We start from the raw sequence: 15457 nt of genomic DNA, 5'->3' as shown, positions 1-15457 counted from the left end.
TTTATTATGAATTTCTGTTATCCTAAAAAATATAGATTGTTATATAATTCTGAGTTCAAAAACATTTTATTTAAAAATAATAGAATAGTTACTTTATTTTTAAATGTTTATTTTAATTGTAATAATTTAACTTTTCCTAGATTAGGTATTATAATTAGTAAAAAAGTTATTAGGTTATCTAATGATCGTAATCGTGTAAAGCGATTATTAAGAGAAAGTTTTAGAATGAATAAAAAAAATATAAGATTTATTGATTTTTTAATATTTCCTCAAAGAATTTTATGTAATTTAAATAATAGTGAAATATTTAAATTATTAGATAATTTATGGTGTAAATATGCTATTGATAATTAATTTCTTTATTTGTTTAATAGAATTATATCGAAATATATTTAGTTTTTTTTTATTACCTTCTTCTTGTAGATTTTATCCCACATGTTCTATTTATGCACAAATGGCATTATTTCGTTTTGGTTTATTTAAAGGAATTATTTTAATCTTTTTAAGATTGTTAAGATGTCATTCTTTAAATATAGGTGGAAAGGATTTTTTACCTTTATCATTTAATATTTATAATATATTAAAAAAATGATTTGTATATGTATAATCAATTTAGATTTATTTTTATTATTTTTTTATTTGTTTCATGTTTTTTATGGCAAGCATGGATAAATGATCATTTACAATTTTCAAAACATGAAAATAATTTAAATTATTTTTCTGAAATAAATAATAAATATAAAGATTATAATAGTATTATAAATATTAAAACAGATGTTTTATCTGTTAAAATTAATGCCTATGGTGGAGATATAGAACAAGCTGAATTATTACGTTATTCAAATAAGTTGAATACTTTTTCTCCTTATAAAATTTTAGAAATTTTACCTAATTTTATTTATCAAGCTCAAAGCGGTATTTTAAAGGTAGAAAATATTGGTAAAAGAAATGATTTTATTCGTCATTATTATCATTTTTATAAGAATAATTATGAATTATTATCTGGGAAAGATGAATTAAGGGTTCCTATTAAATATACAGATATTGATGGAGTTGTTTATACTAAGGTGTTTATTTTTAAAAGAGGTAAATATTATGTTAATGTTAAATATTTTATTAGTAATGTTTCTCATAATATTTTACATTTATCCGTGTTTAATCAATTAAAACAGTCATTTGATCTTCCAGAAGAAAAAAATTTTAATTTTACTAAAAGTAGATTGTCTATTAATAGTTTTAGAGGAGCTGCTTATTCTACTGAGAATAAGAAATATGTTAAATATAAATTTGATGATATCATTAAAAATGATAATTTAAATATATCAACTTATGGCGGATGGGTTTCAATGTTTCAACAATATTTTATTACAGCGTGGATACCTAATAATAATAGTAAGAATATATTTTATACTGATCATTTTTATTTATTAAATAAGAAAATAGTAGTTATAGGTTATAGATCACCTGTAATAAATATTTTTCCCGGTAAAAATAAAATTTTTCATTCAATTTTATGGCTGGGTCCTAAAATACAGAATGAATTATCTCTAGTTGCTCCTTATTTAGATTTTACAGTTGATTATGGTTTATTATGGTTTATTTCTCAACCATTATTTAATTTGTTAAAGTTAATACATAATTTATTTGGTAATTGGGGTGTTTCTATTATTATGATTACATTATTTGTAAGGATGATTATGTATCCTTTAACTAAAGTTCAATATGTTTCTGTTGCTAAAATGAAAATGTTACAACCTAAAATAGAAGAAATAAGATTAAGGTTTAAAAACGATAAAAAACGTATTACTCAGGAAATGATATTGTTATATAAACATGAAAAAGTTAATCCATTTGGTGGATGTTTGCCTCTTATTATTCAAATGCCAATTTTTTTAGCTCTTTATTATATGTTAATGAATTCTATTGAATTAAGACACGCAAATTTTATATTTTGGATACATGATCTTTCATCTCAAGATCCTTATTATATATTACCTATTTTAATGGGAATTACTATGTTTATGATTCAAAAGATATCACCTACTAATGTTAGTGATCCAATTCAACAAAAGGTTATGAATATCATGCCTTTTATATTTACAATATTTTTTTTATGGTTTCCATCTGGTTTAGTATTATATTATGTTGTTAGTAATCTTATTACGATTGTTCAACAACATATTATATATAGATCTGTTAAAAACTATACTTTATAGAAAATATTTTTTATATTTATTTATTCATGGAATTTACGGATACTATTTTAGCACAAGTTACTCCTGTAGGTAAAAGTGGTGTAGCGGTGTTACGTGTCTCTGGTTCTTATAGTAAGGAAGTTGCTTTTCATTTATTAAATAAAATTCCTAAAATACGTTATGCTGAATATTTACCTTTTTACGATTCTGGAAATAAAATTATTGATCAAGGTATAGCATTATTTTTTTCAGCTCCTAATTCTTTAACTGGAGAAGATATTTTAGAATTACAGTGTCATGGTAGTTTAGTTGTTATAGATTTATTGATTGAACATATATTATCTTTATCTATTGTTAGAATGGCAGAGCCAGGTGAATTTTTGAAAAGAGCTTTTTTAAATGATAAAATAGATTTAATTCAAGCTGAAGCTATTTCAGATTTAATAAATGCAGATTCTATTAAAGTTGCTAGATTAGCAATGAATTCTTTTAAAGGTTTATTTTCTAATAGAGTAAATATTGTTATGTCCAAATTAAAAAATATAAGAGTATATATTGAAGCTCATATTGATTTTTTGCATGATGATTATATTAGTCTAAATTTTATAGATGAAATAAATAGTTTAATTGATGAAATAAATGATATAAAACATTCTTCGTATGATGGTAGTGTTTTACGTGAAGGAATTAAATTTGTTTTTTCTGGGTTTCCAAATGTAGGTAAATCTACATTGTTCAATTTATTATCAGGAAATGATATTTCTATAGTTAGTGATATTCCTGGTACTACTAGAGATATTTTACGTGAATATATTAATATTGATCATTTATCATTACATATTGTTGATACTGCTGGTTTAAATGATTCTGATGATGAAATAGAAAAAATAGGTATTGATCGTGCTTGGATTGAATTAAAAGGTGCAGATCATATTTTTTTTGTTATAGATAATAATATCATTAAAAATAAGTCTTTACTTTTTGATTATTTATCACTAATAAAAAATAAAACATTTTCTAGTATACCAATAACTATTGTAAATAATAAAATTGATCTTTTAAATAAATCACCATGTATTGAAAGTATTAATTCATATCCAATTATTTATTTATCTGCTTTAACTGGTAATGGTATTTGTTTATTAAAAAAATATATTAAGAATATTATTAAAACATCTAGGAATATTGAAGGTAATTTTTTAGCTAGGCGTAGACATTTAGATATTTTAGAAAAATCTCTTAAATATTTGAATAATGCAAAATATTATTTATCAAGTAATTATTCATTAGAATTATTAGCTGAAGAATTACGTAATGCTTATCAAATATTAGGTAGAATTAATGGTATTTTTACTTCTGAAGAATTATTTAATAATATTTTTTCTGATTTTTGTATTGGTAAATAGAGATTTTATGAATTTTATTAATTTAATGTATACTTAAAGGTTTTTTTTATATTTATGAAAAATTTTTCAAAATTTTTAAAAAAATTTTCAAATTTATTACCTTCAGGTTTTAAACCTAAATTCATTACGGGTAATGATTTATTAAGATGGCATCAAGAGCAAGGTGTTTTATATTCTGCTTCTATCATTAGAGATAATAAAGCAACTAAAATACAGAGGATGTTTAGTAGATCGGGAATACGTGAATTATATATAAATTGTTCTTTCAATAATTATCAAATTGAACATGAAGGTCATAAGAAAGTATTACATGCAGCACATAGATATGCCAAAGAATTTAATGATAATATATCTAGTTTTGTTTTTTTAGGCAACCCAGGAACCGGTAAGAACCATTTAGCAGCTGCAATTTGTAATTATTTGATTTTACGTAACAAGAGTGTATTAATAGTTACTGTAGCTGATTTAATGTCAAGCATGAAATCTACTTTTAATGTTTATAATAATTTAAGTGAAGAATATTTATTAAGAAATTTTAGTACTGTAGATTTATTAATTATTGATGAAATAGGTGTTCAAATTCAATCTAGATATGAAAAAATTGTTATAAATCAAATTGTTGATAGACGTTCTTCATCTAAAAAATCCACTGGTATGTTATCTAATTTAAATTATTTAAAGTTAAGGACTTTGTTAGGTAAAAGGGTTATTGATCGTATGTGTTTAGGGAAAGGATTATGGTTAAATTTTAATTGGAGTAGTTATAGAAAAAAAGTTAATGTTAATGAATGTTAATTCGGTTATTTCTTTACTAAAAATAGTTTTTACTTTTATATTCACATAATTTACTGATTTTACATGAATTACATAATGGTTTTTTAGCTTTACATATGTATCGTCCATGTAATACTAACCAATTGTGTATGTTTTTTTTAAATTTTTTTGGAATAATTTTTATTAATTTTTTTTCTATTTTAATTGTTGTATTACCTGTAACTATTTTAGTTCTATTGCATATTCTAAATACATGAGTATCAACAGCTATTGTATTTTTATTGTATAATATATTTAAAATAATGTTTGAAGATTTTCTTCCTATTCCAGGTAATTTTTCTAATTCTTTTCTATTATTAGGTATTTTATTTTTGTGTTTATTTATTATTATTTCACATGTTTTTATTATATTTTTTGTTTTATTGTTAAATAATCCTAAGGATTTTATTTGTTTTTTTAATTTTTTTTTTCCTAGTTTTAATATTTTTTTTGGTGTATTTGTTGTATTCCATAATTTTTTTGTAATTTTATTTACTTGTATATCTTTTGATTTAGCTGATAATATTAATGCAATTAATAATTCAAATGGTGTTTTATAATTTAATTCTGTTTTAGGTATAGGATTTTTCTTTTTAAAAATTTTTATTATTTCATTTATTTTTTTTTTATTCATTTTTTTAAATAAATTTAATTTGCTTTTTTTTTTAAAATTGTTATTATCTATTTGTGTTTTATAATTATTTTATAAAATTTTATATAAAGTTTGTTAAATTTTATTTTATAAATATATTATTAAATATTTTATATTTTTGTTATTGTAAACGTTTTTTTATATTTTTTTAAATTAATATTTTAATAAAAATACAAATTATATTTAACTTATTTCTATTTTAATTTTATGATTTTTTATTTGATTAATTTATTTATTAAATAGAATATTAATTTTATAAACAATATTTGTTTTATTTTAGGAGAAAAGTTATGGTACAATATTCTCGTCAAAATAATACTATTATTCAACAAACTCGTCGTACTAGTCTACAAACATATATGGCTTATGTTTATGGATGGATGACATGTGGTTTATTGTTAACATCTTTTGTTTCTTGGTTTGTTTCTAATACTCCTGAAATTATTCAATTAATTTTTAATAATAGGATTGTTTTTTTTAGTTTGGTTATTATACAATTATTAGTAGTATTTATTTTATCTGGTATGATTAATTCATTAAGCGCGACATTAAGTACTAGTTTATTTATGTTATATTCAGTATTAACTGGATTAACTATATCTAGTATATTTTTTATTTATACTTTTTCTTCTGTGGCTAATTTATTTTTAATAACTTCTGGAATGTTTGGTGTTATGAGTTTTTTTGGATATGTTACTAATAGGGATTTAACTAAAATTGGTAGTTTGGCTTTTATGTTATTGATTGGGATTACATTAGCTACAATAGTTAATTTATGGTTAAATAGTCCCTTTTTTACCTGTATTTTGAATTATCTTGGTATAGTTGTATTTGTAATTTTAACTGCATATGATACTCAAAAACTAAAAGATTTTGGTGAGAGTGTTATTATTGAAAATAAGAATTCATTTCGTCGTTATTCTATTATCGGTGCTTTAACTTTATATCTTGATTTCATTAATTTATTTATTATATTAATTCGTAATTTTGGTAATAATAGAAGATAATATTTTTGTTATTTTTTATTTTTTAATAAAAGATTTTTTTATTATTTATGAAGTTATATATTTTTGTTTTATTTTTTAGTTAGTTATTATGAGATTTTATTTTCATTTTATAATACATGTTTTTTTGTCGATATTATTAATATTTAGTTGGAAATATAATTTATTGATTTTATTTTGTGTAATTTTATTATTATTTTATGGTTTTTTATTTTTTGCGATGTTATTTGTTAATCAAATATATTTTTTACGTAAATTTGATGATTTTTTAGAAGAGATTACTACTATTTATTATTTTTTTTGTAATTTATTAATGTTATTTTTAATGTCTAAAATTGTTAATAATTTATTTTTTTTGTTTTTTTTAGCTTTATTGTTAAATTTAGGTCCTTTATTTATTTCTTTAATTAAAATCATGTATTGATTTTTTTATTGAAATTATTTTGTTTATTACTATAAATAATATTTGATTTTAATTATTTAATAAAAGAAGTATTAATATTATATTTTATTTATATTTTTTATTTCTAATTTATATAAGTATTATTTATTATTATGTTTAATATATAAATGAAGAGTGTAATTATATGGAATTAGGTACTTTAAATATTTTTAAAGATTCTTCTGTTTTATATAATGTTATTATAACTGATAATGCTGCAAAACAAATTATTTCATTATCTAATAAAGATTTTGATATTAAAGGTATTAGATTAAAGATTTATTATTCTGGATGTGCAGGATTAATTTATAAAATGGAAATTGTTAAAGTTGTAATTGAAAGTGATTTGAGGTTTTCTCATATGGGATCAATTTTATATGTTTCTTTAAATGATATTGAATTTATTAATGGTATTAAAATAGATTATGTTATTAATAAATTTAGTTCAATGTTTACTTTTAATAATCCTAAAGCATCTCGTTTTTGTAGATGCGGTAAAAGTTTTAATATATAAAAATTTATATTTAATATGTAATTTTTTTATTAAATGAGATAAATAATGTTTAAAAAATATAAGCAGGGTTTTTTTACTAAATTAAATACAAATAATTTAGGTTATGGTATTAATAAAAATATTATTACAGCAATATCTAGAAAAAAGAATGAACCAGCTTGGATGTTAGATTTTCGTATGAAGGCATTTAAAATATGGAAAAATATGTCTGAACCTCATTGGTTGAATGCTTTTTATGAAAAATTAAATTATCAGAAATATATTTATTATTCAGCTCCATGTATTAATAATAATTTAGATTCTAATAATATTAAAAATAAAAAATTATCTAATAATGATAGTAATAATTATTTAACTAAAGAAGTAAAAAAAACTTTTGATAAATTAAATATTCCAATAAATAAAAATAATAAGGTAGCTATTGATGCTATTTTTGATTCAGTATCTGTTGCAACGACTTGTGTTAATATTTTAAAAAAAAAAGGAATTATTTTTTGTTCTTTAAGTTATGCAATTCAAAAATATCCTTCTTTGGTAAAGAAATATTTAGGTATGGTTGTACCCTTTAATGATAATTTTTTTGCAGCTTTAAATTCAGCGGTTGTTTCAGATGGTACTTTTGTTTATGTACCTAAAGGAGTAAATTGTCCTATGGAATTATCTACGTATTTTAGAATTAATTCTAAAAATATTGGTCAATTTGAGAGAACAATTATTATAGCTGAAGAAAATAGTTATGTTAGTTATATTGAAGGATGTTCTGCCCCAATTAATCATAATCATCAATTACATGCAGCTGTTGTTGAAGTTATTTTACATAAAAATGCTAGAGTAAAATATTCTACAGTACAAAATTGGTTTCCAGGGGATAATATTAACAATGGTATTTTAAATTTTGTTACCAAAAGAGCATTATGTTTGGGAAAAAAAAGTCATATGTCTTGGGTGCAGTCTGAAACTGGTTCTGCTATAACTTGGAAATATCCAAGTGTTATATTAAAGGGTGATCATTCTATTGGTGAATTTTTTTCTGTAGCATTAACTACAGGTTATCAGCAAGCTGATACTGGTACTAAAATGTTTCATATAGGAAAAAATACTAGATCTACAATTATATCTAAGAGTATTTCTACATTTAAGAGTAGAAATACATATAGAGGAATAGTTAAAATAAATAAATATGCTTCAAATTCTAGAAATTATACTCAATGTGATTCAATGTTAATTGGTAGTAGTAGTAAAGTTTATACATTTCCTTCTATTAAAGTTAAAAATAATACTTCACAGGTAGAACATGAAGCTACTGTTTCTAAAATTAATGAAGATCAGTTATTTTATTGTTTTCAAAGATGTATTGATCAAGACAATGCGGTATCTATGATAGTTAATGGATTTTGTAAAAAAATTTTTACAGAATTGCCTTTAGAATTTGCTGTAGAAGCTAAAAAATTATTATCTATAAATTTAGAGAATAGTGTTGGTTGAATAAATTTAAAAAATGGAATATATTTTGTATGCTTAAAATAAATAATTTAAATGTTAATATAAGTGATAAAAATATTTTATTTGATATAAATTTGAATATTAATCCTGGAGAAGTACATGCTATTATGGGTCCTAATGGTTCTGGTAAAAGTACTTTTTCATCAGTATTATCTGGAAATCCTAAATATAAGGTAATTTCAGGTAATATTAATTTCAAAAATTATAATTTATTAAAATTATCCGCTTCTGAACGTGCTAAAAGAGGTATTTTTGTTGCTTTTCAATATCCTATAGAAATACCTGGCGTTACTAATAAATTATTTTTATATACTGCATATAATTCTTTACGTAAATATAATAATAAAATTAAATTAGATTATATTAGTTTCAATAAATTATTAAATAGTAAAATTAAATTGTTAAATATATCTAAAGATTTTTTATCTCGTTCAGTAAATGTAGGTTTTTCTGGAGGAGAAAAGAAATGTAATGATATATTACAAATGTTAATTTTAAAACCTAAATTATGTGTTTTAGATGAAATTGATTCTGGTTTAGATATTGATATTTTAAAAAGAGTATCTGAAATTATAAATAATTTACGTAATAATACTCGTTCGTTTATTATAATAACTCATTATAGACGTATTTTAGATTATATTAAACCTGATTTTGTACATGTTTTATATAATGGTAAATTTATTCATTCTGGTGATGTTTCATTAGTGAATAAATTAGAGGAAAAAGGGTATGGCTGGCTTGTCAATTGATATTTTTTTAAATAAATGGAAAGATTTATTTTATGATAGTTTTAATTATTCTAATTATTTTAAAAATCATTTGAAAAGTTTATTAAATATTAAATTAACTGTTAATGAATATAATTTGTTTAAATATTTTTTTGATAAAAAATTAATTAATTTCGTAAATAAAAATTTATTATTAGATAAGATTAACGAATTATCTTTACCAATTGATTCTATTCGTTTAATTTTTATTGATGGTTTTTTTGTTTGTAATTTTAGTAATACTGAATTTATTATATTTAATAATATAAATGTTTTAAATTATTATAATTATTTTACTGCTATATCTTTTGATATTTTTTTACATTTAATAGAAAGTATTTTAAATAAAATTTTTATTTTAAATATATATTCTAATAATTTAAATGATAAACCTATATATATATTAAATATTAGTACAGGATTAAAATCTGATATTAATGTTTTGAATTATAGATATCATATTATTATAGAGTCTTCATCTTATATTAATATTATTGAACATTATGTTAGTTTAAATAATTATTCTCATTTGACTTGTGCTAGATTTGTCATAGAGGTTTTAAATAATTCATATCTAGAGCATACAAAAATTTTATCAGAAAATTCTTCTAGTTATCATTTTTCCTGTAATGATATATATATCGATAGTGGTTCTTTCGTTAATAGTACTGTTTTTCTTTTAGGATCTGGTATTATTAGAAATAATACTAATGTTAAATTTAATGGTGAAAATGGGAATATTTTATTGAATAGTTTATCAGTTCCTATTAAGAATAATTTTTTTAATAATTATACTTATGTTGAACATAATTTTCGTAATTCTAAAAGTTATCAGTTACATAAAATAATTTCTTCTGCTTATGGTAAATTTAGAGGTCTTGTAAAGATATTACAAAATTCATCAAAAGTTAATGCTACAATGATAAGTAGAAATCTATTATTAAATAATCTTTCTTATATTGAAACAGAACCTAAATTAGAAATTTATAATAATGATGTAAAATGTACACATGCTGCTACTTTAGGAAAGATAGATGAAAATCAAATATTTTATTTATGTTCTAGAGGTATAGATAGTGGAATAGCTAAAAATATGATTATATCATCATTTAGTTATGATATTATTAATTTAGTAAAAAATAATTTATTGAGAGATATAATTTTAAAACTTATTAATAAGCGTCTATTCGGTGATTTTTATGAATCCATTGATTATTAGAAAACAATTTCCTATTTTAGAAAATAAAGTACATGGTAAAAGATTAATTTATTTTGATAATGCAGCTTCTACACAAAAACCACTAAGTGTAATTAATACAGAAATGGATTTTTATAAATATGAATATTCTTCTGTTCATAGAGGTGTGTATTCTTTGAGTACAAGCGCGACTAATCGTTTAGAAAATGTTCGCATTCAAATAGGTAAATTTATTAATGCTTCATCTGAAAAAGAGATTGTTTTTTTAAAAAATGCTACTGAAGGTATAAATTTAGTTTCTAATAGTTGGGGATGTGATAAATTAAGAAGTACTGATAATATAATTATTACAATTATGGAACATCATTCAAATATAGTTCCTTGGCAATTATTATCTTTAAAGATTGGTTTTGAAATTAGAGTTTTAAATATTGAACCTTCAGGAGAATTTAATATTGATCAAATTTATTATTTAATAGATAAAAATACTAAATTGTTAGCAATTACTGAGATTTCTAATGTTTTAGGAGTTATTAATCCATTAAAAGAAATAATTTTTATAGCAAAAAAATATAATATTACTATATTAGTAGATGGTTCTCAAGCTATATTACATAAAAAAGTAGATGTTCAGGATTTAAATTGTGATTTTTATGTTTTTTCAGCTCATAAAATTTATGGTCCATCAGGAGTAGGTGTTTTATATGGTAAGTATGAATTATTAATTAATATGCCTCCTTGGCAAGTTGGTGGTGGTATGATTAAAACTGTTTATTTATCAAATACTAAAAAAACAACTTGGTTGTCCCCTCCTCATCGCTTTGAGGCTGGCACTCTTAATATATCTGGTATTATTGGTTTAGGAGCTGCATTAAAATGGTTTCAATCTATGGATATTAATCTAATTAATAAATATGAAAGGCAAATATATAATTATGCAATAAATAAATTAAGTGAATTATCTTTTCTTAAGATATATAGTATATCTAAACGTTCAATAGGTATAATATCTTTTAATTTTATAAAAAAACATGCTTATGATATTGGTATTCTTTTGAATAATTATGGTATTGCTATACGTACTGGGCATCATTGTGCCATGCCCTTAATGGAATATTATGGAGTTTCTTCTATGTGTAGAATTTCTTTTGCACTTTATAATGTTCAAGAGGAAATAGATAAATTAATATTTTATTTATCTCATATTAATCATTTATTAAATAAATATTAATTATTAATAAAATAGAGTTTATATTTGTATGAAATTTTTGTTTACTAGAGATGAAATATTATCTAATTTTAAATATTTTTCATCTTGGGAAGAAAAATATTTATATATAATTGAATTAGGTGAGTCTTTACCTAAGATGCCTTCATGTTTATATTCTATTAAAAATTTAATTATTGGTTGTCAGAGTAATGTTTGGATTTATTTAAAGAAAGATGTTAAAAATATTATTAAATTATATGGAGATAGTGATACTTTAATTACTAAAGGATTTATAGCTATTATATTGATGTTTTATAATGGGTTAACAGTTAATGAATTTATTACTTTTGATATTTATTTTTATTTAAAAAAAATATCTCTAATGAATAATTTAACATATTCTCGTGTTGAAGGTATAAATTCTATTATTAATCATATTTTTAATAAATTAAAATTATTTATTTAGTTTTAATATTTTTTTGATTTTAATGTTTATTTAAAATATCTTTTTTTTTAAATTTATATATTTTTTTAATGATAAATTTTATTGTTAAATTATAATGTATGTACTGATATAGTATTAGTTGTTCCTTTAGGTACAAGAGCACCTGATACCATTATAACAATATCTCTTTTTTTTGCATAATGTTTTTTTAATGCTATTTTTTTTCCAATATAATAAAAATCATCAGATGATTTTATTTTTTTTATGATAAATGGTTCTATACCTTTGCTTAATATTAAATGATTAGCTGTTTTTTTGTCTGTTGTTAATGCTAATATAGTTGAACTAGGAAAATATTTACGTAATGATTTAGCAGATTTACCACTTTCAGTAGTTACAATTATTAATGGAGATTTTAATTTTTCTGCTGTTTCTACTGCACTTTTACATACTGCTTCAGTTATTCTAAATATTTCATTATTATTTTTTATGTTAATTTTAGGTTTTATTATTTTATCTGTTCTATTACATATATTTTTCATGATTGATACTGCTTCTATTGGATATTTGCCTTTGGCACTTTCTCCTGATAACATTACAGCATCGGTACCATCTAAAATTGCATTTGCTACATCTCCAGCTTCAGCTCTTGTAGGTCTAGGATTATATATCATTGAATCTAACATTTGTGTTGCGGTAATTACTACTTTACCATGATTATTACATTGTTCTATAATTTTCTTTTGTGCAAAAATTACATCTTCTACAGGTATTTCTACTCCAAGATCACCTCTTGCTACCATAATACCATCTGATACTTTTAAAATTTCTTTAAAGTTATTTAATCCTTCTTGATTTTCAATTTTTGATATTATTTGTATTTTTTGCCCATTATATTTATTTATATATTTTCTTATATTGATTACATCATTAAGTTTTCTTACAAATGATGCTGCTATGAAATCTACATTGTGTTTACAACCAAATATTAAATCTGATTTATCTTTTTTAGATAAACTTGGTAAATTAGTATATATTCCAGGTAAATTAATACTTTTATTTTCGCCTAGTATACCATTATTTAATACTTTACATATTATTTTATCTTTATTTAAATCGATTATTTTCATACCTATTAATCCATCATCTATAAGGATAATATTACCTATTTTTAAATCATGTATAATTTTTTCATAATTAATAGCTATACATTTTTCATCTCCTTTTATATTTTGATCTGTGGTTATAGTAAATATTTGATTATTGTATAATTTAATTTCTTTATTATTTTTTAACTTCATAGTTCTTATTTCTGGACCTTGTGTGTCTAATAAAATAGCTGCTTTTATTCCAGTTTCTTTTGTTATCTTTCTTAAGTTATTTATACGGTTTTCATGTTCTTCGTAACTGCCATGTGAAAAATTTAATCTCATTACATTCATACCAGCTTTTAATAAAGCTGTTAACATTTTTGTTGATTCTGTTTTAGGGCCTATAGTACAAACTATTTTAGTTTTTTTCATAATAATTAATTTTTTGTTTAATATATATATATATTATTTAAATATAATTTTATAATATCAAATTAATTATATAATTACAAAATATAGATTATTAAATTTTATTTTTTATTTTAGTTAATTTATTAATTTATTATTAGATTTTAAATTACATTTTATTGTTTTTAGATATTTAAAAATAATTATTTAAAGTTTTTATTTTACTTTTATTAGGTTTAATTACTGCTTATGGATATAATGAAGGATATTGTTTATTTTAAAAAAATGTTTTTTTCTTTTATTTTTATTGTTATTTTATTTATTTTATTTTTTTTAATTATTAATCCGTTTATACTATCTTTTACTTGGGCTAGTGTTATTGTTATTTCTACTTGGCCTATATTATTATTTATTGAACGTTTACTATGGAATAAACGTTTTTTAGCTGTTTTTATTATGTTGTTTTTTTTATTATTGTCATTAGTTATTCCTATAGTTATTTTATTAAGTAGTTTAATAGATAATATATATCCATTAATTAATAAATTTAAACATAATCATATAAATTTACCTAAATTATTTTGGTTTATTAGGATACCTTCAATTGGAGAAAAATTATTTATCAATTACGATAAATTTATTTCCAGTGATAATATATTAATCTTTAATAAATTACATCCTTACTTGGGTAAATTAGTAGAATTTCTTGTATTTCAAGCTAAACAATTTACTACTTTATTATTAAATATAATTTCAACTTTAATATTTGTTATTTTTTTATATTTCAAAGGAGATAAGTTATCTAAAAGTATAAGAAAGTTTATTTGTGATTTTTTTTTAGATCAAGGATTGGTTATTTTTGATTTTATAGGAAAATCAGTAAGATTCATTGTTTTAGGTGTTTTATTAACAGCTTTGATTCAAGGCATATTATCTGGTATTGGATTGCTTTTTTCTAACATGCCATATACTGGTTTTTTGACTTTATTAGCTATTTTATTTTCTTTATTGCAAATAGGATCATTACCTATATTAATTATATCTATTATATTCTTATATTTAGAGGGTGATGTTTTTCATGGTAGTATTCTTTTTATTTGGAGTATTTTAGTAGCTATTTTAGATGGAATACTTAGATTTATTTTGATTAGAATTAGTTATGATATACCATTTTTATTAATTATTTTTGGAATATTTGGTGGTTTTTTATCTTTTGGTATTATTGGTGTTTTTATTGGTCCAGTAATTTTAGATATTTTATATCGTTCAATAAATTTATTTATTTATGGTGATTGATTTAATAATATATAAATATTATCTTTTTATTTAGATATTTAGTATCAATATTTGCATATTGATATTTTATTAATTTAGGTATTTTTTATAAAATATATGTTTATTTATATTTTTTTATTTAAATTAAATTATTAATTTATAATTTTTCCTAATTTTTTTCCTCCAAGTAGATGTATATGTAAATGGTATATTTCTTGTCCTGCATTTTTATTACAATTTATTATTAATCTATATCCGCTTTTTTCTATTTTTTGTTTTTTTGCTAATTTTACAGCTATAATTATCATATGTCCTATTATCATTTTATCTTTTTCATTTTTTAATTCGTTTATTGTTGGTATTAATTTATTTGATACAATTAATATATGTATTGGTGCTTTAGGATTTATATCTTTAAATGCCGTTACTATATTATCTTGATATAAAATATTAGATTTAATTTTATGATTAATTATTTTATTAAAAATATTATTCATATAATTCCTATTTTTAATTTTTAAAATATTTTAT

17 protein-coding genes are annotated in these 15457 nt (G+C 20.8%); 14 read left to right on the top strand and 3 right to left on the bottom strand.

Annotated features, from left to right (window positions below; translation table 11 throughout):
- Window positions 1–6 precede the first annotated feature (6 nt).
- From rnpA to dnaC, 5 genes are read left to right on the top strand one after another with little or no spacing between them, the layout of a single operon-like run.
- The gene (rnpA, locus tag C9I82_RS00825; protein ID WP_115955969.1) at window positions 7–354 is read left to right on the top strand and encodes a ribonuclease P protein component; all 348 of its coding nucleotides are present in this window, start codon (window positions 7–9) and stop codon (window positions 352–354) included.
- Window positions 338–592 carry a membrane protein insertion efficiency factor YidD gene (yidD, locus tag C9I82_RS00820; RefSeq protein WP_115955968.1) on the top strand — a complete coding sequence of 85 codons (255 nt, stop codon included), beginning with the start codon at window positions 338–340 and terminating at the stop codon, window positions 590–592. The genes rnpA and yidD overlap by 17 nt, the downstream gene beginning before the upstream one ends.
- A gap of 7 nt (window positions 593–599) precedes the next feature.
- Window positions 600–2216, top strand: coding sequence for a membrane protein insertase YidC (yidC, locus tag C9I82_RS00815; RefSeq protein WP_115955967.1), 1617 nt, complete (start codon window positions 600–602; stop codon window positions 2214–2216).
- A 26-nt stretch (window positions 2217–2242) separates the two neighbouring features.
- On the top strand, window positions 2243–3601 hold the full coding sequence (gene mnmE / locus C9I82_RS00810) for a tRNA uridine-5-carboxymethylaminomethyl(34) synthesis GTPase MnmE (RefSeq protein ID WP_115955966.1): 1359 nt from the start codon (window positions 2243–2245) through the stop codon (window positions 3599–3601).
- Window positions 3602–3655: 54 nt separating this feature from the next.
- Complete coding sequence (gene dnaC / locus C9I82_RS00805) at window positions 3656–4396, top strand: DNA replication protein DnaC (protein WP_115955965.1); 741 nt, start codon at window positions 3656–3658, stop codon at window positions 4394–4396.
- A gap of 16 nt (window positions 4397–4412) precedes the next feature.
- Here the strand turns inward: dnaC and nth are convergent, their stop codons facing one another.
- Entirely contained in the window at window positions 4413–5048 is a 636-nt protein-coding gene (gene nth, locus C9I82_RS00800; protein ID WP_115955964.1) for an endonuclease III, read from the bottom strand.
- A gap of 308 nt (window positions 5049–5356) precedes the next feature.
- Here nth and C9I82_RS00795 point away from each other — a divergent pair, with 308 nt between their 5' ends.
- From C9I82_RS00795 to C9I82_RS00760, 8 genes are all read left to right on the top strand, one after another.
- Window positions 5357–6073 carry a Bax inhibitor-1/YccA family protein gene (locus C9I82_RS00795; RefSeq protein WP_115955963.1) on the top strand — a complete coding sequence of 239 codons (717 nt, stop codon included), beginning with the start codon at window positions 5357–5359 and terminating at the stop codon, window positions 6071–6073.
- A gap of 88 nt (window positions 6074–6161) precedes the next feature.
- Window positions 6162–6494, top strand: coding sequence for a YbhQ family protein (locus C9I82_RS02380; RefSeq protein ID WP_115955962.1), 333 nt, complete (start codon window positions 6162–6164; stop codon window positions 6492–6494).
- A 163-nt stretch (window positions 6495–6657) separates the two neighbouring features.
- Window positions 6658–7026 (top strand): HesB/IscA family protein, encoded by a 369-nt coding sequence (locus C9I82_RS00785; RefSeq protein ID WP_115955961.1) that lies wholly within the window; start codon window positions 6658–6660, stop codon window positions 7024–7026.
- A 45-nt stretch (window positions 7027–7071) separates the two neighbouring features.
- A complete protein-coding gene (gene sufB / locus C9I82_RS00780; RefSeq protein WP_115955960.1) occupies window positions 7072–8511 on the top strand; it encodes a Fe-S cluster assembly protein SufB in 1440 nt (479 codons plus the stop codon).
- A 29-nt stretch (window positions 8512–8540) separates the two neighbouring features.
- Window positions 8541–9281 carry a Fe-S cluster assembly ATPase SufC gene (sufC, locus tag C9I82_RS00775; RefSeq protein WP_115956244.1) on the top strand — a complete coding sequence of 247 codons (741 nt, stop codon included), beginning with the start codon at window positions 8541–8543 and terminating at the stop codon, window positions 9279–9281.
- The gene (locus C9I82_RS00770) at window positions 9262–10518 is read left to right on the top strand and encodes a SufD family Fe-S cluster assembly protein (protein WP_115955959.1); all 1257 of its coding nucleotides are present in this window, start codon (window positions 9262–9264) and stop codon (window positions 10516–10518) included. The genes sufC and C9I82_RS00770 overlap by 20 nt, the downstream gene beginning before the upstream one ends.
- A complete protein-coding gene (locus C9I82_RS00765) occupies window positions 10499–11728 on the top strand; it encodes a SufS family cysteine desulfurase (protein WP_115956243.1) in 1230 nt (409 codons plus the stop codon). Before C9I82_RS00770 ends, C9I82_RS00765 begins: the two co-directional genes overlap by 20 nt.
- 28 nt (window positions 11729–11756) lie before the next feature.
- Window positions 11757–12173 carry a SufE family protein gene (locus C9I82_RS00760; RefSeq protein ID WP_115955958.1) on the top strand — a complete coding sequence of 139 codons (417 nt, stop codon included), beginning with the start codon at window positions 11757–11759 and terminating at the stop codon, window positions 12171–12173.
- Between the two features lie 89 nt (window positions 12174–12262).
- Here C9I82_RS00760 and pykF read toward each other — a convergent pair whose 3' ends face one another.
- A complete protein-coding gene (gene pykF / locus C9I82_RS00755; RefSeq protein WP_115955957.1) occupies window positions 12263–13675 on the bottom strand; it encodes a pyruvate kinase PykF in 1413 nt (470 codons plus the stop codon).
- A 225-nt stretch (window positions 13676–13900) separates the two neighbouring features.
- Between pykF and ydiK the strand changes: the two genes are divergently transcribed.
- On the top strand, window positions 13901–14947 hold the full coding sequence (ydiK, locus tag C9I82_RS00750) for an AI-2E family transporter YdiK (protein WP_115955956.1): 1047 nt from the start codon (window positions 13901–13903) through the stop codon (window positions 14945–14947).
- 131 nt (window positions 14948–15078) lie between these two features.
- On the opposite strand, the gene C9I82_RS00745 is transcribed toward ydiK, so the two are convergent.
- A complete protein-coding gene (locus C9I82_RS00745; RefSeq protein ID WP_115955955.1) occupies window positions 15079–15423 on the bottom strand; it encodes an HIT domain-containing protein in 345 nt (114 codons plus the stop codon).
- Window positions 15424–15457 lie beyond the last annotated feature (34 nt).

It is taken from the genome of Candidatus Purcelliella pentastirinorum, assembly GCF_003391335.1.
GTDB classification, from domain to species: domain Bacteria; phylum Pseudomonadota; class Gammaproteobacteria; order Enterobacterales; family Enterobacteriaceae; genus Purcelliella; species Purcelliella pentastirinorum.
The sequence above is the reverse complement of the archived record's forward strand: the minus strand, read 5'-3'. Positions and strand labels throughout refer to the sequence as shown.